The organism is Alcaligenes sp. 13f (genome assembly GCF_020496585.1).
Taxonomy (GTDB): domain Bacteria; phylum Pseudomonadota; class Gammaproteobacteria; order Burkholderiales; family Burkholderiaceae_B; genus Alcaligenes; species Alcaligenes phenolicus.
The window spans coordinates 1-24,109 of the sequence record NZ_JAHKKC010000037.1; the positions used below are offsets into that span (position 1 = coordinate 1).

General features: G+C 52.4%; 27 protein-coding genes and 1 tRNA gene. 25 read left to right on the plus strand and 3 right to left on the minus strand.

Annotated elements, in window-relative coordinates; all coding sequences use genetic code 11:
- The 16 genes from KOE80_RS19100 to KOE80_RS19175 form a co-directional block, all read left to right on the plus strand.
- The coding region (locus tag KOE80_RS19100) for a phage baseplate assembly protein V (RefSeq protein WP_319002438.1) at positions 1-608 on the plus strand (608 nt) is incomplete at its 5' end.
- Positions 605-955, plus strand: coding sequence for a GPW/gp25 family protein (locus KOE80_RS19105; protein ID WP_226349746.1), 351 nt, complete (start codon positions 605-607; stop codon positions 953-955). The genes KOE80_RS19100 and KOE80_RS19105, both read left to right, overlap by 4 nt.
- Positions 952-1,881 (plus strand): baseplate J/gp47 family protein, encoded by a 930-nt coding sequence (locus tag KOE80_RS19110; protein ID WP_226349747.1) that lies wholly within the window; start codon positions 952-954, stop codon positions 1,879-1,881. The genes KOE80_RS19105 and KOE80_RS19110 overlap by 4 nt, the downstream gene beginning before the upstream one ends.
- 2 nt (positions 1,882-1,883) lie before the next feature.
- Complete coding sequence (locus tag KOE80_RS19115; RefSeq protein ID WP_226349748.1) at positions 1,884-2,498, plus strand: phage tail protein I; 615 nt, start codon at positions 1,884-1,886, stop codon at positions 2,496-2,498.
- Entirely contained in the window at positions 2,495-4,966 is a 2,472-nt protein-coding gene (locus KOE80_RS19120; RefSeq protein WP_226349749.1) for a phage tail protein, read from the plus strand. The genes KOE80_RS19115 and KOE80_RS19120 overlap by 4 nt, the downstream gene beginning before the upstream one ends.
- Positions 4,967-4,978: 12 nt before the next feature.
- Positions 4,979-5,407 (plus strand): phage tail assembly chaperone, encoded by a 429-nt coding sequence (locus KOE80_RS19125; RefSeq protein WP_226349750.1) that lies wholly within the window; start codon positions 4,979-4,981, stop codon positions 5,405-5,407.
- A 180-nt stretch (positions 5,408-5,587) separates the two neighbouring features.
- Positions 5,588-6,646, plus strand: a complete 1,059-nt coding sequence (locus KOE80_RS19130) for an N-acetyltransferase (RefSeq protein WP_226349751.1) — start codon at positions 5,588-5,590, stop codon at positions 6,644-6,646.
- Complete coding sequence (locus tag KOE80_RS19135; protein WP_226349752.1) at positions 6,624-6,998, plus strand: ASCH domain-containing protein; 375 nt, start codon at positions 6,624-6,626, stop codon at positions 6,996-6,998. Before KOE80_RS19130 ends, KOE80_RS19135 begins: the two co-directional genes overlap by 23 nt.
- A 136-nt stretch (positions 6,999-7,134) precedes the next feature.
- Positions 7,135-8,319 carry a phage tail sheath protein gene (locus tag KOE80_RS19140; RefSeq protein ID WP_226349753.1) on the plus strand — a complete coding sequence of 395 codons (1,185 nt, stop codon included), beginning with the start codon at positions 7,135-7,137 and terminating at the stop codon, positions 8,317-8,319.
- 12 nt (positions 8,320-8,331) lie between these two features.
- Complete coding sequence (locus KOE80_RS19145) at positions 8,332-8,841, plus strand: phage major tail tube protein (RefSeq protein WP_115634157.1); 510 nt, start codon at positions 8,332-8,334, stop codon at positions 8,839-8,841.
- Between the two features lie 23 nt (positions 8,842-8,864).
- Positions 8,865-9,188, plus strand: coding sequence for a phage tail assembly protein (locus KOE80_RS19150; protein ID WP_226349754.1), 324 nt, complete (start codon positions 8,865-8,867; stop codon positions 9,186-9,188).
- A 14-nt stretch (positions 9,189-9,202) separates the two neighbouring features.
- Complete coding sequence (locus KOE80_RS19155) at positions 9,203-9,319, plus strand: GpE family phage tail protein (protein WP_226349755.1); 117 nt, start codon at positions 9,203-9,205, stop codon at positions 9,317-9,319.
- A gap of 23 nt (positions 9,320-9,342) precedes the next feature.
- Positions 9,343-13,071 (plus strand): phage tail tape measure protein, encoded by a 3,729-nt coding sequence (locus KOE80_RS19160; protein WP_226349756.1) that lies wholly within the window; start codon positions 9,343-9,345, stop codon positions 13,069-13,071.
- A gap of 10 nt (positions 13,072-13,081) precedes the next feature.
- The gene (locus KOE80_RS19165; RefSeq protein ID WP_226349135.1) at positions 13,082-13,513 is read left to right on the plus strand and encodes a phage tail protein; all 432 of its coding nucleotides are present in this window, start codon (positions 13,082-13,084) and stop codon (positions 13,511-13,513) included.
- Positions 13,514-13,526: 13 nt separating this feature from the next.
- The gene (locus tag KOE80_RS19170; protein WP_226349757.1) at positions 13,527-14,552 is read left to right on the plus strand and encodes a contractile injection system protein, VgrG/Pvc8 family; all 1,026 of its coding nucleotides are present in this window, start codon (positions 13,527-13,529) and stop codon (positions 14,550-14,552) included.
- A 304-nt stretch (positions 14,553-14,856) separates the two neighbouring features.
- Entirely contained in the window at positions 14,857-15,402 is a 546-nt protein-coding gene (locus KOE80_RS19175; RefSeq protein WP_226349758.1) for a hypothetical protein, read from the plus strand.
- Between the two features lie 32 nt (positions 15,403-15,434).
- Here the strand turns inward: KOE80_RS19175 and KOE80_RS19180 are convergent, their stop codons facing one another.
- Positions 15,435-15,830: a helix-turn-helix domain-containing protein gene (locus KOE80_RS19180; RefSeq protein WP_226349759.1), complete on the minus strand. Its 396-nt coding sequence runs from the start codon at positions 15,828-15,830 to the stop codon at positions 15,435-15,437.
- Between the two features lie 77 nt (positions 15,831-15,907).
- On the opposite strand from KOE80_RS19180, the gene KOE80_RS19185 reads away from it, so the two are divergent.
- Genes KOE80_RS19185 through KOE80_RS19210 form a run of 6 tightly spaced genes read left to right on the plus strand, consistent with a single transcriptional unit; the run spans position 15,908 to position 19,863 of the window.
- Positions 15,908-16,102 (plus strand): hypothetical protein, encoded by a 195-nt coding sequence (locus KOE80_RS19185; RefSeq protein ID WP_226349760.1) that lies wholly within the window; start codon positions 15,908-15,910, stop codon positions 16,100-16,102.
- Between the two features lie 22 nt (positions 16,103-16,124).
- Positions 16,125-16,391, plus strand: coding sequence for an ogr/Delta-like zinc finger family protein (locus KOE80_RS19190; RefSeq protein WP_226349766.1), 267 nt, complete (start codon positions 16,125-16,127; stop codon positions 16,389-16,391).
- Positions 16,384-16,770, plus strand: coding sequence for a DUF551 domain-containing protein (locus KOE80_RS19195; RefSeq protein WP_226349761.1), 387 nt, complete (start codon positions 16,384-16,386; stop codon positions 16,768-16,770). The genes KOE80_RS19190 and KOE80_RS19195 overlap by 8 nt, the downstream gene beginning before the upstream one ends.
- Positions 16,767-16,937, plus strand: coding sequence for a hypothetical protein (locus KOE80_RS19200; protein WP_226349762.1), 171 nt, complete (start codon positions 16,767-16,769; stop codon positions 16,935-16,937). Before KOE80_RS19195 ends, KOE80_RS19200 begins: the two co-directional genes overlap by 4 nt.
- A 6-nt stretch (positions 16,938-16,943) precedes the next feature.
- On the plus strand, positions 16,944-19,628 hold the full coding sequence (locus tag KOE80_RS19205) for a toprim domain-containing protein (protein WP_226349763.1): 2,685 nt from the start codon (positions 16,944-16,946) through the stop codon (positions 19,626-19,628).
- Positions 19,621-19,863: a helix-turn-helix transcriptional regulator gene (locus KOE80_RS19210; RefSeq protein WP_226349764.1), complete on the plus strand. Its 243-nt coding sequence runs from the start codon at positions 19,621-19,623 to the stop codon at positions 19,861-19,863. Before KOE80_RS19205 ends, KOE80_RS19210 begins: the two co-directional genes overlap by 8 nt.
- Here KOE80_RS19210 and KOE80_RS19215 read toward each other — a convergent pair.
- Positions 19,838-20,866, minus strand: coding sequence for a site-specific integrase (locus KOE80_RS19215; protein WP_226349765.1), 1,029 nt, complete (start codon positions 20,864-20,866; stop codon positions 19,838-19,840). The two genes, KOE80_RS19210 and KOE80_RS19215, sit on opposite strands and share 26 nt — an antisense overlap.
- A 166-nt stretch (positions 20,867-21,032) precedes the next feature.
- Here KOE80_RS19215 and KOE80_RS19220 point away from each other — a divergent pair.
- A tRNA-Arg gene (locus KOE80_RS19220) sits at positions 21,033-21,107 on the plus strand.
- A gap of 967 nt (positions 21,108-22,074) precedes the next feature.
- Positions 22,075-22,554: a low affinity iron permease family protein gene (locus KOE80_RS19225; RefSeq protein ID WP_115634146.1), complete on the plus strand. Its 480-nt coding sequence runs from the start codon at positions 22,075-22,077 to the stop codon at positions 22,552-22,554.
- A 27-nt stretch (positions 22,555-22,581) separates the two neighbouring features.
- Here the strand turns inward: KOE80_RS19225 and KOE80_RS19230 are convergent, their stop codons facing one another.
- Positions 22,582-23,193 (minus strand): hypothetical protein, encoded by a 612-nt coding sequence (locus tag KOE80_RS19230; protein ID WP_035270998.1) that lies wholly within the window; start codon positions 23,191-23,193, stop codon positions 22,582-22,584.
- Between the two features lie 325 nt (positions 23,194-23,518).
- On the opposite strand from KOE80_RS19230, the gene KOE80_RS19235 reads away from it, so the two are divergent.
- Complete coding sequence (locus KOE80_RS19235; protein ID WP_009461311.1) at positions 23,519-23,944, plus strand: PACE efflux transporter; 426 nt, start codon at positions 23,519-23,521, stop codon at positions 23,942-23,944.
- Positions 23,945-24,109: the final 165 nt, after the last annotated feature.

A 24,109-nucleotide genomic window follows, 5' to 3' on the forward strand; every position in this document is an offset into this window, starting at 1 on the left:
ATCTGATCCGCGTCGGAAACGTCGCCGAGGTTGATTGTGCCCATCCGTCCCGCGTCCGTGTCGCCATTGGTGATCTGACAACCAACTGGCTGCGCTGGCTGGAATTACGTGCCGGTGACACCCGCACCTGGTCCCCGCTGACGCTGGGCGAGCAGGTCGTGGTCTTGGCCCCCGAGGGGGACTTATCAGCAGGTATCGTGCTGGCCGGTCTGCCTTCCGATGAACGACCCGCGCCATCGTCAAACCCTGATGCCATCGTCACGACTCACAAAGACGGCACTCGTCATGAGCATGACGCAGCAGCAGGCCATTTAGCGACCACTGGCCTGAAGACTCGCCTTTTGCAGGCGTCCGACTCCATTACCCTCAAAGCCCCTCTGATCACCTTGGATGCAGACCAGGTCGTGTCTACAGGCAAGCACACCGTTGAAGGCTTGTTGACGTACCTAGCGGGTATGTCTGGTCAAGGCGGTAAAGGTGGCAGTACCAGTATTACTGGCGAGTTTCGCCATAGTGGCGGTGAGCTTTCCTCCAATGGCGTGGTGTTGCACATCCACGTGCATGGCGGGGTTCGCTCGGGCGATAGCGATACGGAGAAACCACGATGAGCCGTTATTTGGGCCTGAACATGGTGACTGGCCGTGCCGTGGCGGATCACGACCATCTGACGCAGTCCATTACCAAAATCCTGACCACGCCGGTGGGCTCTCGCATCATGCGTCGAGACTTTGGCAGCTTGCTGCCTGAGCTACTGGACCATCCTTTGAACGAGGCCACGGTTGTGCTGCTGTACGCAGCATCCGCCACTGCATTGTTGCGTCAAGAACCGCGCTTGCGTTTGACGCGGGTTCAATTGCAGCCCAGCGCTCAAGACCCGGGCCGTAGTGACTTGATTGTTAACGGCTACGAGCGAGATCAAGACTGGCCTCTTTCCTTTCCTGTGAGGTTGCCGTGAAAACGTCATCGCCTATTGATCTGTCGCTGCTTCCAGCTCCGGAGGCAATTGAAGAAGTTAATTTTGAGCAAATTCTGGCTGAACGGAAATCGGCTCTTTTGCAACAGGTTCCACCGGAGTTGCGGCCAGGCATTCAAGTAGCTATCGACATGGATTCGGAGCCTTTAGCCATGTTGCTACAAGAGAATAGTTATCGAGAGATGCTATTGCGCGAACGGATTAATGAGCGTGTCCGTCGAGTTCTGCTTGCGTTTGCAAAGCGATCCGATCTAGACCACATCGCAGCGCGGTACTACATCGAGCGTCTCGTCGTACAACAAGAGGATTTGACGGCTAATCCGCCGAAACCTTTGATTATGGAATCAGACGAGGCATTGCGAGAGCGGATCCAGGATGCTTATGAGGGGCTGTCTACGGCTGGTCCTCGGGGTGCGTATGTGTTTCACGCTCGGTCAGCGGATGGACGTGTTGTAGATGCGCTGGCTGTTAGTCCAGAACCCTGTGACATTGTTGTGTATGTACTTTCATCGGAAGGTGACGGAACGGCCAGTCCTGAATTACTGAGTGTGGTTTTTGATGCGCTTAATGATGAGGAGATCCGACCTGTAGGGGATCGTTTGACTGTTCTGTCGTCACAGATCGTTCGATACTCTGTGCAAGCGACACTCACTCTGAAATCCAGTGGTCCGGGCGGGGAGTTGGCACTAGCGGAGGCCGTCAATAACATCAAAAAATACGTCAGTCGTCGCAAACGCCAAGGTCAACCAGTCTGGCGAAATTTTCTTGAGCATTTGATGTATGTGGAAGGTGTCGAGCATGTCTCGCTTCACCAGCCGCCCACCGATTTGTTGCTAACAGCAGCCCAGGCAGGTTGTTGTGTTGAAGTCGACATTAACCTTCTGGATCCGCCGGGTACAGGTGCGTGAACATGAATATTTTGCCACCTGGCAGCACTGCGCTCGAACTCAGTATTGCGGCTACTTGCCGGTCAATAGATGAGCTACCTGTCAATGTAATTGCCGATGTGACGCGACCGGAGTTAGCACCAGAGTGGGCCTTGCCGTACCTCGCGTGGGAGGTCTCAGTCGATAGGTGGTCGGAGGCCTGGCCTCTGACGACAAAGCTTCAGGTGATACGTGATTCGTTCTATGTGCATAAGCATAAAGGAACAATCGCGTCGCTACGCCGTGTTGTGGAGCCGTTTGGCTATCTGCTCGATGTGATTGAGTGGCATGAGATGGTGCCACCAGCCCGACGAGGCACCTTTCAATTAGTGATTGGGGTGAACAACGAGGGCATAACGGATGAAACCTACGCAGAGCTAGTGCGGCTGATTGATGAAGCTCGTCCGCTGTCACGCCATGTGACGGGATTACAGATCTCACTCGTCGGCCAAGGGGCGGCATACATGGGAGCTGGGGCCTTCTTGGGAGACGAGTTGACAGTGTATCCGCCGCAACAGAGGGATATCGAGGTGGTAATGCAACCGGGCGCAATTGGCGCCTTGCATATTATTGACACAATGACGGTGAAACAATTATGAATCAGCCCTATTTCGCAATCTTGACAGAAATTGGAGAGGCCAAGCATCAGAATGCTGCCGTGTTGGGCGTTAAAGTGAACTACGCCACAATGGCGGTAGGCGATGGTAATGGAGCCGTGCCGACGCCGGATCGTAAGCAGCGCAAATTGGTTAATCAAATTCGTCGAGAAGCAATTAACCGAGCGTCCATAGATCCTGAAAATCCATCTCAAATCATCGTAGAGCAGGTTATCCCTGAAGGTGATGGTGGGTGGTGGATCCGCGAAGCGGGTATTTTTGACGATGCTGGTGATCTGATCGCGGTGGCCAGTCTACCTCCTACGTACAAGCCGCAAATGGCAGAGGGGTCTGGCCGCACTCAAGTCATTCGTATTGTTTTACTCCTGTCTAACGCATCGGTCGTCTCACTTAAAATTGACCCAGCGGTGGTATTAGCGACCAGGAAGGATGTGCTGGCTGTTCAGACCGCACTAACTCAGCATATTGATGCAGGTAACCCGCACCCTCAATACGCGCCCAAGGCAAGCCCTGCGTTAACGGGGAAGCCTACAGCGCCTACAGCCTCGACAGCGACGAAGACAACACAGCTGGCGACGACTGCTTTTGTGCATGCTGTGGTGGCCCTGCTGGTTGACTCCAGCCCAGCGTCTCTTGATACCTTGAAGAAGTTGGCACAGGCATTGGGCAATGATCCCAATTTTGCGGCCACTATGCAGGGCCTGCTGGCTAAAAAAGCAGATAAGAGTGAGCTCAGTGCCTATGCAACAAAAGCCAGTCCGGCATTAACGGGTGTACCGACTGCTCCTACAGCTTCGACAGCAACGAAGACAACACAGCTGGCGACGACTGCTTTCGTGCATGCTGTGATGGCGCTATTGGTCGACTCCAGTCCAGCATCCCTTGATACTCTGAAGAAGGTGGCACAGGCATTGGGCAATGATCCCAATTTTGCGGCCACTGTGCAGGATCTGCTGGCTAAGAAAGCAGATAAGAGTGAGCTCAGTGCCTATGCAACGAAGGCCAGTCCGGCCTTAACGGGTGTACCCACTGCTCCTACGGCTTCGACTGCAACGAAGACCACCCAGTTGGCGACTGCTGCTTTCGTGCATGCAGTGGTAGCGATGGTGGTTGATTCTGCCCCTGCTGCTCTTGATACTTTGAAGAAGTTGGCCCAGGCGCTGGGCAACGATCCCAATTTTGCGGCCACTGTGCAGGATCTGCTTGCTAAGAAAGCAGATAAGAGTCAGCTCAGTGCCTATGCAACGAAGGCCAGCCCGGCCTTAACGGGTGTACCCACTGCTCCTACAGCCTCGACAACAACGAAGACAACACAGATTGCGACGACCGCTTTCGTTCAGGAGGTGGTGGCGCACGGCTTTGGCGACAATATTCAATCAAGCCCGAATGACGATACAGACGGTAAGCTACTCGCTGTGGGGAAGTCCTTCGGCCTGGGTAGCTCTGGTGCAGGCGCTAGCTACGATAAGTTCCCCTCCGCCTCTATCAACGATGCTGGGGTTCCATCTGGTCTGTACTGGGCAAACAGTACTGTCGCAGACTTACCGCCGGGTTTTGGAAGTGGTCTATTAATCCATCGTCAGATAGGGTCGACTGGTGCTCAGATTCTAATTAACGGAAGCACTGGGGTTATGTTCTATCGTGGCCGGGCGGGTTCGGTATGGCAAACGTGGAAGACCTCTTTAGCTTTGGGCGACTATGGTTTGGGGAGCACTGCTGGCTCCCCTCCTGGGGGTCGAGAAAGCTTTAATCCGACAGGGTTCTATTATAGAAGTGGCGCAGCTCCTGAATTTGGCGGTGGCCAGTTCTTTTTTGATATGCAGTACTCGTCAACACGGGGGGCAATGCGTCTGTCAACAGACCCGTACACGGACAGGTTTTACCTGCAAGGCTGGTTCCCAACAAATGATACCTGGCGCAATGCCTGCGAGCTCTGGCATACCAAGAACCTGAACCCTGACAATTTCCAGCCAAAGGGCAACTATCAGCCAGCCTTGGGCTACACGCCTGTCAGCAAGGCCGGTGATCAAATGACGGGCAATCTGTCTGTCAAAAAGTCAATTCCGACTATTGGCTTTGTTTCTGACACCGGAGGCGTAGCTTGGGAAATTGTTGGCAACATCACAGGGGCAACAGACTACGGACTTCAGTTCGTAAATGTTGGACAGAAAGCACAGATTTTTCGTATTGGTGGAAATGGCGAGAAAGAGGTCTTCGTTCGAGAACACCGCGTTTGGCATGCAGGCAATTTCAACCCCAACACTAAAGCGCCAACTGGCAAAGATTGCGTTTGGCAATCTGATGCGGTTGAGACGGGCGGTAGCGTCTCACCTGGTGGAAGTTATGCGTACAACGTTCCAGATGGGTATGTTGTCGTAGGCGCACGAACGCAGTCAGGAGTTAACTCCATGTGGTTTCGAGCCGTCAAAATCGGCACCCCTCAAGCCTGATAGGACAGTGAAATGCGACACGATAATCTGATCTATGTTTTGTTGAAAAAATACCCTGCTGCTGTACACGGCCAGGACTTTTGGGTGGGGCACCCAATTAATCGCACAACGGGTGAGCAAAGTGGTGCGCCATTCATTATGGATTGGCGGTTAGAAAATACCTCTATGCCCACTTCAGAGGATATTGCCGATCTGTGGCAGCAGTATGGTGAAGAAGCGCTTGCGTATGAGTTTTCTACCAATGCTCGTGCACAGCGTGATGCGTTGTTACTAGAGTTGGACTCCATCGTGAACAACCCGTTACGCTTTACTTCGTTTGAAGCGGTTGAGCAGTCTAGCTTGGCCGAGTATCGACAAGCACTGCTTGATGTACCACAACAAGCTGGGTTTCCCAATGCTATCGATTGGCCCAAAAAACCAGAGTGCATTGCGAGAGCTTGAAACCTCTAATTGTCGAAAAGCACTCTGAATAAGAGTGAGTGAGACGCGGTGCTGCAGTTGGTTAGGCAGGTCAAGCAGTAAATACAGCGCTCCTCAGTTGCCAAGAATTAGTTAAAACACTACATTTCAAAACACAACGTAACTCAGTTTGGTTTTGAAAAATTTCTGTGGTGGGAAAAAATGGCACTTGAATATCGTCTGTTTTCACAAATTGATCTTGCAGATCCGTTCTTTGATTCTTTAAAAAATGATTATAAAGAGTTTACCGAATGGTTTAATAAAAAAGCTGCGCAAGGTGAATGCACGTATGTTTTCTACTCGGATAATGGATGCTTGGATGGGTTCTTGTATTTGAAAACCGAGGACGAGGCCGTATCGGACGTAGTACCGATACTTCCAGCACATATGCGCATCAAAGTAGGTACGTTTAAGATAAATGCGCACGGTACTAAACTTGGGGAGAGGTTTCTAAAGAAGGTTTTTGATCATGCGTTGGATAGGCAGATCAATGAGATTTATGTCACGATTTTTGATCATCATCAGAGCTTGATAAATCTGTTTGGTTCCTATGGCTTCCAGTTGGTTGCACACAAGACTACCCCGAATGGAAGAGAGGGAGTGTATCTTCGACGTGTGCGACACACCCCCTATGTTGACCCTATGCAGAGTTATCCACTGGTCAATCTAGCGAGTTCTACTCCCTACATGCTCGCACTCATGCCTGAGTGGCATACGCGGCTCTTGCCGGATTCGATGTTGGTGAATGAAAACGCTCGTATTATTCAGGACGTTTCTCACACAAATAGCATTCATAAAGTCTATCTAGGTGCCATTCCGGGCATGAACCGTTTGACACCCGGAACACCCATAGTTATCTACCGTACGACGGACAACCAAGGTCCAGCAGAATATCGGTCCGTAGCTACATCAATTTGTGTCATAGAAGAGTACCGCCACCTGTCAAGTTTTCAGTCAAAGGACGAGTTTCTTCGGTATTGCGGGCCATATAGCGTATTTACTGAGCCAGAGCTAAACGATTTTTGGGATCGACGGCGTTACCCTCACGTTATCCGCTTCTCCTATAATGTCGCTCTCAACCGACGACCGACCCGTCAGCAACTGGCTGATGAAGTAGGTATTGACCGGACTCTGCGCTGGAGCCTCGTCCCTCTGACTCCTGCCCAGCTACTTAACATCGCTCGCCTGGGTCAAATCGATGAAAGTCTTATTGTCTATTAAACCTGAATACGTATCTAAAATTTTGAGTGGTGAAAAGAAGTACGAATTTCGTAAGGCTGTATTTAAAGATCCATCTGTTCGTACTGTAGTAATTTATGCCACTTTGCCGGTAGGGAAGGTTGTGGGGGAGTTTGAAATCGCTAGCATATTAAGCGACAGCCCAGATTCTTTATGGAGAAAAACACGCAATTTCTCAGGGATTACTCGTAAGTTTTTTGACCAGTACTTCGCTGACCGCGATACGGCTCATGCGATTGAGGTAAAAAGCGTCGTCGAGTACGAGCAACCTATAGAGTTAGAGTCGCTTTTGCCACACAAGCATCCCCCGCAGTCATTTTGTTATCTGGCATAAATCATTTTTATGCTTTGTGATATTTCTGCTGTTAACTTCTTAACGCCTATCTGAGAAGTCGCCAGCGGTGAACTACGCCGCCATGCACGCCACCATAGAGCTGTTCTAACCCGATCACGCTCATAGGGAGGCCCGCATGGCGGCTGACTATCATCACGGTGTCCGTGTCACTGAAATTGAAGGTGGCACACGACCCATTCGCACTATTTCTACCGGCATTGTCGGCATGGTGGCCACGGCTGACGATGCTGATGCCGAACTTTTTCCCCTCAATCGCCCGGTTCTGCTGACCAATGTGCTGTCTGCCGTGGGCAAGGCCGGTGAGAAGGGCACGCTGGCACGCTCGTTGGATGCAATGGCTGCCCAGGCATCGCCCACTACGGTGGTCGTGCGTGTGGCCGAAGGCGTAACGCCAGAAGAGACGACGGCCAATGTGATCGGTGGTTCCGATGCCTCCGGTCGATACACCGGCATGCAGGCCTTGCTAGCGGCGCAGTCATCGGGTCCTCGTGTCAAACCCCGCATTATTGGCGCACCAGGCCTGGAGAATGCTGCCATTACCGCCGAGCTGGCCACAATCGCGAATAAGCTGCGTGGCTTTGCGTATGCGTCTGATCTGGTCAGCCAGACCAAAGAAGAGGCCGCCGCGTTTCGTGAAACGTTCGGGCAGCGTGAGCTGATGCTTATCTGGCCTGAGCTGATGCGCTTTGATACGGCATCTAAAACAGAATCGGCTATCGCTGCGTCCGCTTTTGCCCTGGGCTTGCGTGCCAAGCTGGACGAGGAGGTGGGCTGGCATAAGACGCTGTCCAATATCGTCATCAATGGCGCGACGGGTATCTCTCGGGATGTGTTCTGGGATCTGCAGGATCCAGCGACCGATGCGGGCTATCTGAACGAAAAGGACATCACCACCCTGATCAACCGGCAAGGCTTCCGGTTCTGGGGATCCCGCACTTGCGCCGGTCCGCAAAGCCCCTATCCCTTTGAGAACTACACACGCACGGCGCAAGTCCTGGCCGACACGATGGCCGAGGGCCATATGTGGGCGGTCGACGGTCCGATGAACCCATCCTTGATCAAAGACATCATTGAAGGGATTAATGCCAAGTTCCGCGAGTTGAAGTCCCTGGGCTACATCATTGATGGCCAGGCCTGGTTTGATGAGGAACCCAACACCGCTGAAGTACTGCAGTCGGGCAAGGCCTACATCGACTACGACTACACGCCGGTCCCACCGCTGGAAAACCTGAATTTCCGTCAGCGCATCACTAACCGCTACCTGGTGGACTTCGCTCAGCGCGTCTCCCAGGCGGTATAACAGGGTCTAACGATGGCATTACCTGCAAAGCTCAAGAATTTCAATTTGTTCAACGAAGGCCAGAACTACATTGGCCAGGTCGAAGAGATCGTCTTGCCCAAGCTGACCGCAAAAATGGAAGAGTGGCGCGGTGGCGGCATGGACGTGCCTGTCGACATCGACTTTGGCATGGAAAAAATGACGATGGAGTGGACCGTGGGCGGTTTCGATCCCCAGGTGTTCCGCCAATTCGGATCTATGACACATGGCTCCTTCGGCCTGCGTTTCGCTGGTGCCGTGCAAAGCGATGATGTGGCCGAAGTGAAAGCACTCGAAATTGTGGTGCGTGGCCGTCATAGCGAGATCGACATGGGCACCGCCAAGGCCGGTGAAGACACCAAGAAGAAGATCACGACCTCACTGAGCTACTACAAGCTCACGCTCAATGGCGAAGAGCTGATCGAGATCGATGCCATCAATCTGATCAAACGCATTGGTGGCAATGATCTGAGCCAGGGCATCCGTGCCGCTCTGGGCCTGTAAACCTTTTTCCAAAAGAGAAAACCATGAAAGACGAAACGATCCAGACACAAACCCCGGTCGCTACCCAGCCTGGCCAGGTCGAGCTGGAGACCACCATCAAGCGCGGGACAGAAGTAATCACGCATGTGCAGTTGCGCAAACCCAAGTCCGGCGAGCTGCGCGGCTTGAACTTGGCCAACCTGGCTAACCTGGATGTGTCCAGTCTGATCAAGCTGATTCCCCGTATCAGTCAGCCAGCGCTGGTAGAGCAGGAGGTGGCAAATTTGGATCCGGCTGATTTGACTGCTTTGGGTGTGGAAGTTGCCACTTTTTTGGCACAGAAGAAGCTGCAGCAGGACTTCCATTAAGTGTGGACGAGATCATGGCCGACCTGGCCGTGGTCTTTCACTGGCCGCCGTCGGCCATGACAGGCATGACCGTGTCTGAACTGATGGACTGGCATGAACGCGCCCGCGAGCGCACTCAGCCCGAATCCTGACGGATGTAGGGTCTGGAATCGACATGAGCAAGACCCTACAACTTAAAATTCTCACTGCCCTGCAAGACAAAATCTCCGCTCCACTTCAGAGGATCCGAGGCGGGGCAGGCACATCCTCCCAATCACTGAAGCAATTACGCGACCGGCTGCGCGGCTTGGAGGCCACTCAGAAGGACGTAGGCCGCTTTCGGGAGCTGTCGGCTGGACTTAATCAAACCAAGACAGAGCTGCAGCAGGCCCAGGGCCGGGTGCAGCAATTAGCCCGCGCAATGGGTGGAGTCGCACAGCCTACCCGAGCGATGCAGCAAGAGTTCAAACGTGCCGTGACAGACGCGCAGCGACTGAAACAGACGCATGGCCAGCAAAGTACTGAGCTGCAGACCCTGCGAACTAGGCTTAACTCCGCAGGGAGGTCGACCCGTCAACTGTCCTCTGGCGAACGTGAGCTACGCTCAAACATCGCGCAAACCAATCGGGCATTGTCTGAACAGAGATCGCGCTTGGATCAAGTTGCCCGGCAGCAGCAGCGTGTCAATGCGGCTAAAGAGCGTATGGCTCGCGGCCAGGCTCTGACTTCAAGCATGGCGGCCACTGGCGCGACTGGCCTGGCAGTGGGGACTGGTGCGTTGTACACCGGCGCGAAGATGATGGCGCCTGGTCTTGAGTTTGATGCCACCATGAGTAAGGTGCAGGCTTTGTCTCGTCTGGGTAACAACGACGAGGCATTGGCGGCATTGCGCCAACAAGCGCGGGAGCTGGGTGAAAAGACCATGTTCAGCGCAACAGAGGCGGCACAAGGGCAAAGCTTCTTTGCGATGGCTGGATTTAAGCCCGAGGACATCATCGCTGCGATGCCTGCCATGTTGGATGTAGCCAAGGCGGGGGATATGGACTTAGGCCAGACAGCCGATATTGCTTCCAATATTCTGACCGGCTTCAACTTGCAGGCCGCCGACATGACAAAGGTCGGTGATGTGATGGTTGCGGCATTCACGCGCTCCAACACCTCGATCCACATGCTGGGCGAGACCATGAAATATGCCGCGCCTAATGCGGCTGCCTATGGTCAAGACATCGAGATTATGGCGGCTGCTGCGGGCAAGCTGGGGGATGCTGGTATTCAGGGCTCGATGGGCGGAACTGCTCTTCGCGCGATTCTCAGCCGTATGGCCGCACCGCCTAAAGAGGCGGCTAAGGCTTTGGAGCAGTTGGGGATCAAAGTTAAAGACGCTCAAGGCAATATGCGTCAGTTGCCTGACTTGCTCTCAGAAATACATGAACGCACAGCCAAAATGGGCAATGTGGAGCGCGGTGGCCTTCTAAAGGCCATTGCGGGCGAAGAAGCGGGTGCCGCAATGACGGTTCTGGTGCAGCAGGCTGGTAACGGCGCACTGCAAGCCTTGATCGAAGTTTTGCGGCAAGCCTCGGGTGAATCGCGACAGGTGGCCCAGATTATGGGTGACAACATGAAGGGGGATTTGGATGAATTAAGCAGCGGTTGGGAAGACCTGGGTATCCAGTTGCAGGAGCAGCAGAACGGTGCCTTACGTGGCTTGGTGAAGTGGGTCACTGGTGTTGTAGGGAGTATTAAGTCCTGGATGGTTGCCAATCCTGAACTGACTTCAGGGCTGGTGCGTGTTGCGGCTGTCCTGGCGGTTGTTATTGCAGCCGGTGGCGCGTTGACGCTTATGCTGGCTTCCATTCTTGGCCCAATAGTCATGGTTCGGTTTGGGCTTAGCATGCTGGGGATCAAGGGTGGAGGCGCTCTATCTCTACTCGCGAAAGTCGGTAGTAGGGCCTTTTCCATGCTGGCGCGGGGTTTCTTGGCGTTCAGTCGCTTGTTGCTACTTAATCCCATTGGCTTGGCGATCACTGCAATAGCGCTCGGTGCTTACTTGATCATCAAGTACTGGCAACCTATTCGGCAATTCTTTGCTGGGTTGTGGGGCCAGGTCAAATCCGCGTTTGACCAGGGAGTGGGAGGAGTAACTGCTTTGCTGGTGAACTGGTCGCCTTTGGGCTGGGTCTACAAGGCCTGGGCCGGGGTGATGCGCTACCTGGGCATTGAGTTACCCAGCTCGTTGAGTGAAGCAGGTATGGCAATGCTGCGCGGCCTGGGCGATGGTGCAAGCCGTGCCTGGTCGGCAGTGCAGGGGCTATTCACAAAGTTCTGGTCTGATTTGTCGCTGGGAGCATCAGGGGGGTTGGCTGGCATTGGTGCAGTCATTCTTAACTGGTCACCGTTGGGGTTGTTCTATCAGGTGATGTCTGGCGTCATGTCCTACTTTGGTGTGGAGCTGCCTGAAAAATTTACGGGCTTTGGCTCGATGATGCTGTCGGGCCTAGTCAACGGTATCCAGGGAATGGCCGGTGCCGTAAAGGATTCGATCACCGGCCTGGGCGACCAGGTCACCGGCTGGTTCAAAGAAAAGCTGGGGATTCACTCGCCCAGCCGTGTCTTTATGGGCTTCGGTCAGAACATCTCCGAGGGTGCGGCTATCGGTGTGACGCAGCGTAAACCGACTGTAGGCAAGGCTGTTAAGGGGCTTGTCGCAACCGTGCTGTCTGCTGGTGTGGTAATGGCCGCTGGCGCTAATCCCTTGCAAGCCCAGGCACACAAGTACATCTCTAAAGCGGTTGAGGCAGTGGAGCAAGCAAGGCCTTTGCAGAAACTGCAGAAGCTGCGTGAACATACTCGACCAGTTCCAAAAGTACAGGAGCCGATTGCTCGTATGGAGCAGGTTCCTCAACTGGTGAACGAGGAGGGGCCGATCCGCTGGCAGGAAAAGCTGCCTGTGTTGCCGCCGCCGGTGGTGCCTGCTTCGAATGATGTGGGCAATGAGCCGGTATCGATGCTGGCTCAAGTACGGGAGAGTGTGGGTAGCTTCTTGGATCCCGTGAGTCGGGTATTGTCGCGGGTTGGCCAGGTGGTGGCTCAGATTAATCCGCTCCAGCTCCAGGAGCAGCGTGAACATACTCGACCAGTTCCAAAAGTACAGGAGCCGATTGCTCGCATGGAGCAGGTTCCTCAACTGGTGAACGAGGAGGGGCTGATCCGGTGGCAGGAAAAGCTGCCTGTGTTGCCGCCGCCGGTGGTGCCTGTTTCAAATGATGTGGGTAATGAGCCGGTATCAATGCTGGCTCAAGTACGGGAGAGTCTGGGTAGCTTCTTTGATCCCGTGAGTCGGGTATTGTCGCGGGTTGGCCAGGTGGTGGCTCAGATCAATCCGCTCCAGCTCCAGGAGCAGCGTGAACATACTCGACCAGTTTCAAAAGTACAGGAGCCGATTGCTCGCATGGAGCAGGTTCCTCAACTGGTGAACGAGGAGGGGCTGATCCGCTGGCAGGAAAAGCTGCCTGTGTTGCCGCCGCCGGTGGTGCCTGCTTCAATTGACGTGGGCAATGAGCCGGTATTAATGCTGGATCAATTACGCGAGCGCCTAGGCAGTTTCTTAGCTCCAGCCGGTGATGTGCTTTCTCGCGTGGGTCAGACCGTGGAGCAGGCCTTGCAGCGTGTGGGGGCTTTGGTGTTCGACACTCGGCCATCTATCCAGCACCAGGTCCAGCAGAACACCTACAGACAAGAGTCCACAAGCTCCCGGTATAGCCAAGGAGGTGACCACATCGAGATCAATATCTATCCGCAGGCTGGTCAAAGTCCGACGGACATCGCCCAGGCAGTACGCCTGGAGCTGGAGCGATACAAGAATGAGCAGCGTGCCCGGCAGCGCTCCAGCCTAACCGACTATTGAGGATCCCAGAATGATGATGGCATTGGGTCTGTTCATGTTTGGAATGAACACGGCAGCGTATCAAACTCTTGAGCGGCAGACATCTTGGCGTCACGCACAAAGCAGTCGTGTAGGTGCCAGAGCTGCTTTTCAGTACCTGGGCGTAGGCGACGAAACCATTACTTTGCCTGGGTGGCTCGCCCCTGGCCAGATGGGCATGGCAGCGTCTATCAGCTTCTTACGGAACATGGGTGATACGGGTAAGGCCTTCACTTTGGTGGATGGCCTGGGTTTTTTCCATGGGGTTTATGTGATTACGAACCTGACGGAAAGCCAGTCCGTACACAATCAATTTGGCCAGGCGCGTCGTATCGAGTTCAGTGTGTCCTTGACTCGCATTGACGAGGATAAAGCCGATGCCTTCCTGGGCGATTTAAAACTCCCCTCGCACGTATTACTGTAAGGCGGCATTGTCTATGAATCCCCTTTATCCTCGTGCGGTTTGGCGCGTGCTGTTGGACGGTAAAGATCTGGCACCGGCGCTTAATCCGCGTTTGATTAGTCTGTCGATTCGAGAATGTCGTGGTGATGAAGCTGACCAGTTAGACATTACCCTTAGTGATCACGATGGCTTGTTGGAGATTCCGCCATTGGGAGCCGTGCTTGCAGTCTCAATTGGCTGGAGTCATATCGGCCTGGTCGACAAAGGTACGTTTACGGTAGACGAGCTGACGCATAGCGGCACACCCGACATCATTACGTTGCGTGGCCGGTCTGCGGATATGACCAGTCCGCTACGCACGCGTACTGAGCGCAGCTTTCATAAAAAGACCGTGAAGGAGATTGTGGAGGCTGTCGCGGCAGATCATGGCTTGAAGCCAGTAGTGGATCCGATGTTCGCCAAGATCAAGGTGGAGCACATTGATCAAACCAATGAGTCTGACCTGGCATTCTTGAATCGTATTGGCAAGCGCCACGATGCCGTGGCCAATGTTAAAGACGGGCGACTGGTGTTCCTGGTGATTACTGGCGCCAGAACTCAAAACGGGCAGCAGATGCCTCTGTTGGAGCTGCTACGAAGTGATGGTGATAGCCATAGCTTTCAGCAGGTGGGGCGGGATTCATACACCGGCGTTAAAGCAATGTGGCTTGATACCCGTAAAAGTAAGAAGCGCTCTGTGGTCGTAGGGGTTCTGGGCAATGCAAAGCACCTGCGCGAGACATATGCCAACGAGACAGACGCTTTACAGGCCGCACAGGCTGAGTGGCAGCGGATTCGTCGCGGCACAGCAAGTATGAAATTCAGTATGGCAGTCAGCCGACCCGAAATGACGCCACAGTATCGGGTCAAATTTACGAATATGAAACCGCCTATTCGGGAGATCGAGTGGCTTGTGAAAAACTTGGAGCACAGTCTGGATGGTTCTGGCGGTTTACGACTGACGCTTGATTTGGAAACCCAAGAAGCGGAAGAATCTGAAGGCGAAGAAGAAAACGGATAGGGCTAAAATAGGCCCCTAATTAAAGGGGCTTTGCTTCTAAGTATTTGAAATCAAAATGCGAACGTCAAATTGATCTGACGTGCAATTAAGCGTGCATCTTTTTTTTAATTCGACTAGGTCAGTAGCCTCCAGTGGTGTAGCTTCTGCCAGGAGGTCCCTTAAGTAGTCACGGTGTGGCGTAGTCTCCGTGGATGGTTCGCCGAAAAGATAATGCACGTTCATTCCTGTACAGCTCGTTGGTTGGTTGAAATAAAATGTTATAAAAGATAGCGTTTTCAATCAACTTAAACAGGGGAATGTTGGGATGAAGCGCAGTATTTTTACGATTTTAATTTCTGGCTTATTTGTCGTTAGCGGAGTGAATGCTCAAGCTATAGAAAAATTCACAAATCCGATCGAGATGTTTGAGGAATTTTCGGACTATGTTCAGGACAATAATACGTTGAAGGTGGAGAGTGAAAAGCCCCTTAAAGTTAGACTGGGGAAGTCTGTTTTTAAGGGCGACTCTCAAAGTGTTATTGAGAGCCAACTGAAGCGAGCATTGATTTATGGTGTTTATAGACCATTCATCCACACGGATGTAGATGAAATTACGGTTCGTGCAGTGGCGCTGGAGACCACAATAAATCCCTACAGTCAGAAGTTACTGAAGTCACCTGCCTACGAGGTTAGGATCAGTCGTGAAAATGCGTTAAAAGCGGTCAAGACATTCTTACCTGTTGTGGATTTTGATGGCCTGTTAGACGAAAATGGCTATTGGACAGCGGATTTCAACAAGCTGTATTACGACGATCAAGGGGCACCTGGTCTAAGTGTTTTTTTCGATACGCTCAGCACATTTTCTAAATAATTACTCAACCCGTGCCAGAGGCGCGGGTTTTTTTACGCCGCCATACTTACTAGGCGTGCTAACGGTTTGGCCTGACCTTCTCCTGTTTTCACCGCCATATACAGTGCTTCGGCTGCTTTGCGTTTTTTCTCGGGCGGCAGGGTCTTTTTAGCTTCGGCCAGCGCCCAATCAATTGCCTCCCATGCGTCTGAAAGGGCCGCCAGCTCTTTCTCTATCGCCGCTTCTTTCACCATCGGTGTGCCTGTCAGCAAATATTGAACATCGATACCGTGCTCCAACAGTGCGATTAAGTATTTGGCATCAGGTGAACGCTTTCCGGTCTCATAGTTTCGTTGTGCGAGAGCTTTGACACCACCAAGCTCAGCAAATGCAGCTTGGTCAAGATTTTTGCGTTTTCTTTCTTCTCTTAATCGCTCGCCTAGACTCATTTGAATGCTTCCTGTTTGACAATGGATTCGTTTGAATCGATAATTTGGTTGTCACACCTTATATCGAGAGTCACGCCATGAAACATACCACTAAGCGGGCAGCGCGAACCAGCCCCGAACAAAAGACCCAAATGATCGGCTTGCGTTTACCACCAGCCGAGATGGCGCAAGTACGTGAGTTGGCTGCTGCCGACGAACGGCCCCTTGCACAGTTCGCCCGAATCTGCTTCCGCATGGGGTTGGAGCAGATGCGTCAGGGTAAGAAGGAGTAGCGCTATGGCACTCCGCGTAGGCATGGACTGCCCACATTGCGGTAGCCGTGCACAGATCCGAACCAGCACTGGCGTTTCCCGAACGATGCGCAAAGTTTATTTCTTGTGCAACAAGGTGCCTTGCGGCCACTCCTGGGTGGCCACCTTAGAAGCAGTTCGCACCATTTCCCCATCCGGTCTGCCGGATCCAAGTGTTGACCTTCCGGTTATGGAGCGGTCTGAGGTCGAGCACGTTTTTGATGTGCTCAATCAGTCGTCACAGAGGAGCATTTTCGATGTCAATGAGTAATTCAGTGCGCAGCACAACGGCAGTGGACGATCAGTTCATATTGCATCCTGACGATGTGAAAGCAGGTATGCCAGCACAGGCCTTGTCAGATTATTTGCCTGACACCACGAAAATGACCGCACCAGGGCAATGGATAAGTGTTTGTGACCGGCTGCCAGAGGTTCCTCCGGGCGTTTTTTCGAGCACAAAAGTGCTTGCGTTTTGGGAAGGTGGCGATCCAGATGAAGAGGCAACAGGGCCTGACGTGAGCCTGTGTGGAAGTGATGGTCGTTGGCAGCGTGCGAACGGTGAAATGGACTACCACGGCGACGGACGGGTTACTCATTGGCAGCATCTGCCAGAGCCACCTGGTGCAATTAATGAAGGAGAGCAAGCATGAAACAGACTCTCCCAACTGCTGATCAGAAATCACTGCATCGGCATCTTACTCAAGCACAGTTGAACCAGGCGCGAGCCAGCGCCGTGTATGAGAACAAGTCTTTGATAACCCTGGAATCCAAAAGCGGTTTTCGCTTTACCGAGTTCCGCAAACTGGTTGATCGTTAAATGCTCATGTCCCCTGACATTTTGAACGAAGCCTTAATCAAATTGGGCGAGTTTGACTTCAAGGAGCGCTCCGGCTGGCTGCGGCAGGGGCGCTGCCCATCCTGCGGCAAAAAGGAGCTTTACACCAAGGCAGATAATCCATGGGTTATTAAATGCGGTCGCTTGAATAATTGCGGCTACGAGATCCCGATTAAAAAGCTGTACCCGGACTTATTCGAGCATTGGTCACGCCGTTACCCGCAAACAAAGGAAAGCCCTACGGCGGCCGCAGACGCGTATCTGAACATCAGCCGAGGATTCGACCTGTCGTTGATCAAGGGCTGCTACACACAGGAAAACTTCTACGACAAGGACCGCAAGATTGGCACTGCCACCGTGCGGTTTGTTGTTGGCAATACCTGGTGGGAACGCCTGATTGATGAACCTGGCCGTTTCGAGAAGAAGGCCAACTTCAAGTATGGCGGTACCTACCAGGGAAATTGGTTTGTGCCACCAACGGTGAAGCTGGAAGAGGTTCGTAAGCTGTGGATCGTGGAAGGCATATTCGATGCTATTGCCTTGACCCAAGCGGGTACTCCGGCAGTCGCAGCTCTGACATGCAACAACTACCCAGGGACGGCCTTGGAGCAGTTGCGCGAGGCCCGTAAGGGCCAGCCGCCCAGCCTGGTATGGGCTCTAGATGGCGACAAGGCGGGACGCTCATATATCCGTAAATGGAAGGATCGGGCTGAGTCTGAAGGTTGGTTGTGCCAAGCCGCTGTGATTCCGCAAGGAAAAACCAAGCGGGATTGGAGCGATTTACTTCTGCTTGATCGCAACCAGGAAGATCCTGAGAAGTACTACCTAAGCCAAGCGGGTCTGGACGAATACCTCTACGAAGGCGCTTTGTTGACGGCCAAGACGGCAGCAGAGCGCGGTCGTTTGATCTTCGAGAAGAAGGGCCTGAACTCGTTTGAGTTCGGCTTCGGCAATCGTCAGTACTGGTTTGACCTGGATATCGAGAAGTATCACAGAGCCATTGACCGAATATCGGAAGAGAAATCCGGCTTAGATCAAGAAGAGTTGCGCGAGCTGGCCATGCGTGAGGCGGGAGGCATCCGCGAGATTGCCAATTGCTTGCCTACGCCCCTGTATTTTCAACAAAACAAGATCACGGATGAGTCCTGGTATTACTTCAGAGTGGAGTTTCCACACGATGGCGCTGCTATCAAGAATACTTTCACAGCAGGTCAGATATCGACAGCCAGCGAGTTCAAAAAGCGGTTGCTGGGCATTGCACCTGGTGCGGTCTACACCGGGACCAACTCCATGTTAGAGCGCACGATGCGCCACCAGTTGTTCGACATTAAGCGAGTAGAAACGGTGGACTTTATCGGTTATGCCCGTGAGTTCGACACCTATGTGTATCGGAACATCGCGGTACGGGACGGAAAGATATATCAGATCAATGAGGAGGACTATTTTGATCTGGGTAAGGTTTCCTTGAAAAGCCTGCTGCAGTCTGTGGACGTGCAACTCAATCCCGATTTGCGAGACTACCAGAAGGACTGGTTCCAATATTTTGCCGAGGCTTATGGAAATAATGGGCTGGCTGCGCTGACGTTCTTCTTCGGATCCTTATTTGCGGAGCAAATCCGCCAGGAGCAGAAAAGCTATCCTTTTCTTGAAATCGTTGGTGAAGCCGCTTCAGGAAAGACCAGTGTGATTGAGTTCATTTGGAAGTTGCTAGGTCGGGATGATCATGAAGGTTGGGATCCGGCTAAATCCACAAATGCTGGTCGGGCGCGTAGCTTTGCACAAACAGCCAACATGCCCTCAGTGTTGATTGAGTCAGACCGAGAGCAAAGCGGTGATGGCAAGGCACATGTTAAGTCATTCGACTGGGACGAGCTGAAGACTGCCTATAACGGGCGTAGTTTGCGATCGAGGGGTATGGCCACCAGTGGTAACGAAACCTATGAGCCGCCGTTCCGGGGAGCGATTGTAATTGCGCAGAACAATACCGTTAGCGCCTCAGAGGCTATTTTGTCGCGGATTGTGCATTTGTACTTTGATAAGTCGAGCCACACCAGAGGCACAGCTGCTGCTTATCGAAAGATTCGCCAAATGTCTGTGGAGGAATTGAGCGGATTTGCATTGCAGTCCGTTTTGAAGGCTAAGGAAGTATTAGAGATAGTGACAGTCAAAACCGAGGAGCATCAGGCAGCTTTGTTGGATCAAGATGGTATTAAGACTGTTCGCATTGCCTTGAATCACGCTCAGATGATGGCGTTGGCCGAAGCGTTGCAGTTGGTTGTACCCATCACCGACAATCAGCTCCACGAGCTGCATGAGCATTTTCGGCTCATGGCCAAGCAGCGGGAGCAGGCCTTAAGTGCTGATCATCCATTGGTACAGGAGTTTTGGGATATGTATGAATACTTGAACCAGGGAGAAGGGGAGGATTTGAACCAGCGCTTGAATCATTCTAGGGTCAAAGGCCAAGTGGCCATCAACCTGAACCATTTTGTGACTGTGGCCGCCGATCATAAGCAGCAGATACCGCCGGTGCGTGAGTTGAAGCAGTTGTTAAAGACCAGTCGCCGCTATAAGTATGAGGGCCAGCGTGTGGTCAACAGTGCAATCAAAACCACTGGCAGCACTTCAGAGCGATGCTGGATCTTCAGTATAGGAGGGGCAGACCGTGGCTAATTCAGCGGCAATGCTCTATTTGAAGTACGGGCGTCTGCGCGTATCTGTTAAAGAGGTGGCCCAGGAGCTGGGCCTGACGCATGGAACTGTGCGTAATCAGATTAGTGACGGAACATTTCCTATCCCCAGCTATGTGGAGGGTCGGAATCGGTTTGTGGATGTCCGGGAGCTGGGGCGTTATCTGGATGCTTGCTACCAACAGGCCCAGGCTAGCTTGTCTTCCGAAAGGCGATAGGTTTGTCATGAAGGCTGGTTGGCTCGATTTGTGTATAGCGTTTGAGCTGGGTCCAAGACTTGTGACCTGTTACCACGGCGACTTCCGGGATCTGCCAGCCAGACTCAAATAATGTGCTGGTCAGTTCATGGCGCATGTCATGAAGCACCAAGCCAGTGATGCCCAGCTTCTTGCATATTTGCGTGAAATTGTTGCTCACTGTGCTTGGGTTGTAAGGGAAGATGCGTGGCTCATTCGCTTTGCGCGGTTGAGCTTGGATGACATCCCATGAAGCACCCAGGAGAGGGATCTCCTGGTCATTGCCAATTTTCTGCTTTGGGTCTTTTCTGTCTCGGATGATCACAGTACGACGTGTATCGTCCAGGTCTAGCCATCGGATCCGCAATATTTCTCCTCGTCGCATTCCGGTATGTAGCGCTACCGTAAGAATCGCCCGCATGTGTTTCATACGTGGACGGGCATCAATTTCCTTATAAATAGCTTCCAGCTCAGCAGCCGTAGGTCGACGAGTGCGCATGTTGCTCGCGCCGATCAGGCCGTAGTGATGCAGGGCAGGGCGAGCGTCACCCACAATGTCCCCAATTTGCAGTTCTAACATGCCCTTGGTATGACGTAACACAGTACCCAGTTGCGTCATTTCCATGTTGGCGGTACTCGGTTGAATCGTGCGTAGCCGTCGCCTGCAGTATTGGATCAGGTCATCTGTCTCTAGTTTTTCCACACGGAGCTGGCCTAAACCAAACTCGTCGTTGGCCAAATTCTCTAGCATGTGATGTGTGTTCGTTCTTTTGGAAATGGGCCGTCCTGACAGTTCGCGTTGCTCGCGGTAGCTGGCAATGACCTCAGCCACGGTCAGGCGGGACTGGGCTTTGGCACCGCCTTCCATTTCGTATCCCCAACGGATCGCCTGGGCTTTCGTGGGAAACGTCTTGCTGATAGACTTACGCCCTGCTTTCCTGATCTGTGCGCGCCAGCTGTTTCCGATTTTTATAATGGACGCCATAGCATCAACTCCTGTAGCAGTTTTGTAGCAGTTCAGCATGATAACGGATGATGTTGAATGACAAATAATGATATTGTCGTGAGTCCGTACTAGGCTTGAAAGCCAGTGTTCATGCGGTGTAAGCCAGTATACATGCGGCTTGCGCGAACTCCACAAAAGACCCGCCGGGCCCATAGTTAAATGGATATAACTTTCCCCTCCTAAGGGAAGATTGCAGGTTCGATTCCTGCTGGGCCCGCCATTCTTATGCATGCCGCCTGCCCGGCTTCATGGTCCTGAAGGCTCGTTCTGATAGGCCGAGCTTTGATATCCCACTTGATGATTAGCATCCTGTGCTTTTTGCGCAGGGCTGTTCGTGCCCGCTCGTTTTCTTTTTTCGAGCCAGCCCTGTTTTGAGCAACAAGGCTGGCTTGAGCACCTGACTAATCGTTCATGATGACAATTCAAGAGTCATGCGCGCTATGGAATGCGGGAGGCGCTAATGGAACGGTCGATTGTCAAAGCCCGGAGATGAGCTTCTGGGGTTCTGTTGCTGTCCCCATGTTTTGCCGGGATTTCTTGTTGAGGACAGATAGTCATCTACATTCCCGGTCCAGAGCTTGAATCCCAGACAACTTTTCCATTTGTCTTGTTGATAAAGCCAGTGAGTTTGGCAAACGGAGCAGCGAAACAGGCTCTGTGCTCCCTGGTCTCCATAGTCCTCTGTTTTGGTGACGCGTTCCATATAAGCATGCTTAGGTGTATGCGCTTTGGAAAGCGGCAGAGTCTGGCACAAAATACACATGGTTTTATGGTCAATCTTGCCCACTTCTTGCTCCTTTTTAAATAAAGGCTATGGGAAATAGCGTGTTTTAAAAAAAGACAGCAATGTACTTTCTACAAAAACTATCAAACTGAAAGCAAGATAGTCAGCCCGCATCTTACAAATCTTGTTGGGGCTTGGGTAGTGTCAGCTGTAAAAGGATATTTCGTTCGCAAATACCCGTAAAAAAAACAGAGGAGTTCTTGGCTATCCTTGCATCAGACAAGGGGATAAGGCTGGGTCAAATCGTTTGGCTGGCTTGTCGTCGGTGTGACTCAAGTCGGTGGCAGGAAAATCAGGTGTGTCCTTGATCGAGCTCTGTTTGAGTTTTGCCCAGTTTCGTTTTTATTTGAAATATATGAGGCGGGCTCCCGACTAAACTGCTTTTATTTATAAGGAATTTGCCATGAAAAACGACAAGCGTTCCTTGGAAAAAGACCCGTTTTCCTCCTCTGCGTGCAAGCAGGAGGAGCCACCCGTGGTTAAACCTTGCAAGCCAGATTCTGTAGACAGTTTGTTTGACTGCTTTGCCAAGACCGTGACCCGCTTTGCCGGCTCGCCCATCATGTTCTCTGTTGCTGTTTTAGCCGTGCTGGTCTGGGCCTTGTCCGGGCCTTATTTTAATTATTCGGAGACCTGGCAATTAATTATCAATACCGGAACCACGATTATTACTTTCTTGATGGTGTTTTTAATTCAGCAAAATCAGAATAAAGATAGCAAGGCACTGCATATAAAACTTGATGAGCTGATTATTTCACTGACAGATGCCAATGAGCGCTTGATTGATGTTGAGGAGCTGGATGAAAAACAGCTCAAGAAATTGGAGGCCTATTATTCCTCCATCGCGTTGAAAGCACGCCGACGTCTGGACGGCGATACATAAAGATAAAAGGGCCTTGCGGCCCTTTTTTTACAGCATCTTGTTGCGTTGCTGCTCGGCCCGCGAGGCCCCGATCGGCGTTTCGACTTGCTTTTGCTCTTCTGGCGGAGGCAGCACGGCAGGAAATCCCAAGGATTGAATCCACAGCTCGCGAGACCATCCCTGGGTATGGTACAGGTGATGGCCCTCATCGGGAGCGACGGCGTCATGAGCCTGTTTGAGTAAAGTCGCCAGTTTCTTGTCTTTGCTCTGCTCGCCAACCAGGCCAATCAACTGCCAATTCAGATGGTCTTTGGTTTCGGCCAGAATGACACATTCGGATGCGACCAGCTCTGCCGCTTTCGGATCCCCTGCCTGTTTGGCCAACCCCATGGCCTTGACCAGTGCAGAGGCGATCTGTTTCAGTACTTGTCGGCCGGGTGTTTGTTTGGCGGGGTCCAGTGCCAGCTCCTCAAAGATACTTTTCAGCACCTGTTGGTGTGTCAGTGTTTCTTCCAGGTAGCCTTCCCATTCTTTTTTCAGGTCCGCGTTATTGGCACAGGAAATGGCTGCTTTATAGACTTGCTCCCCACCCAATTCAGTTTCCAGGGCTTGATACAAGAGTTCATGCAGCTGTTCGGTGTTGGCTTTATGTAATGTCATTGTTCGCTCCAGTCCAGAGGTTGAGGGTTGGAACTGACACCATAAATGCTGCGGGGCGTACAGATTATGCGATTTGATGAGGAGTGATACGGGCTGTGAATGGCGTAAGGCTTGGGTAACAATATTGCCCGATCGGGTTTGAAAATGGTTATTGGAGCTGCCCTGCAAACCGTCTGCTTGCCTGTGGTAGGATTGTGCGCTTTATTGCAGCTTCGATGCGGGCTGAGGGCCTGTGCATCGGATTTGCCACTCCATTTTTGAACGCATCGTCTCGTCCGGCTGAATCTCTTTCAGTGCCAGGCTGATGCACCGCAGCAGGGTAGTCATGACACTCCAGGGTTGGAAACGCCGCGTTTTTTACGTGGGTTTGTTCGAGTTTTTTGCCATTGTTTTTTCTTCTTTCTTGCTGGCGTACTTTGCCGGTGGGGAGGCTTCAGAGTCCGCGCCCATTGCTGTGGCGATCTCGGTGATTGCGATTGTCTGGAACTACGTGTTCAACACGGCGTTCGAACATTGGGAATCCCGCCAAGCTGTCAAAGGCCGCAGTCTGTTGCGCCGCAGTGTGCATGCCATCAGCTTTGAGGCTGGCCTGGTGATTGCTATCGTGCCTTTGTATATGTGGTGGTATCAGGTCGGCTTGCTGGAAGCCTTGCGTATGGAAGTAGCCATTCTGGTGTTCTTTCTGATTTATTCCTTTATTTTCAGCTGGACCTTTGACCGGGTGTTTGGTTTGCCCGCCAGCGCGGCCTGAACCCCAGCGTTCAATAAAAAAAGCCGCGTAATGCGGCTTCAGACTGCTGACAAACCCTCCCATAAAACAGCAGGCTTGTTCATAATACGTTCATGCTTAAGACCCCGACTGCTTATCAACATGAATGGGAAATGGTCACGCTGGACTCCTTGGTTCCGGGCGACC